The sequence below is a fragment of the Lyngbya sp. CCY1209 genome, from assembly GCF_035615495.1.
Taxonomy (GTDB): Bacteria; Cyanobacteriota; Cyanobacteriia; order Cyanobacteriales; family Microcoleaceae; genus Limnospira.
The window spans coordinates 1-237 of record NZ_JAJENU010000012.1; the positions used below are offsets into that span (position 1 = coordinate 1).

1 protein-coding gene is annotated in these 237 nt (G+C 52.7%); it reads right to left on the reverse strand.

The window, feature by feature from the left end:
* Positions 1 to 30: 30 nt before the first annotated feature.
* On the reverse strand, positions 31 to 237 hold a 207-nt coding region (locus LKE08_RS00060; RefSeq protein WP_324702158.1), incomplete at its 5' end, for a hypothetical protein.

Consider the following 237-nt stretch of genomic DNA (forward strand, 5'->3'; position numbering starts at 1 on the left):
ATTGCTTCAACTGGTAGCTTCCGGATTGTTCTACCTACTAAAATACCACAGCGATCGCTCCCCTGAGATTTTCCACAGCCCCACCCAGATCCGGGGATAAACAAACATGAGTAGCGATCGCGCCTTCGGGACGGGGTGGCGGATGCCCATCGCCAAGGGAAAATATCTTTGATCGGGTAGCACAGGCATCCTGCCTGTGAGCAGAAGCTGGACGACGATGTTGTATAGTGTAGCTGT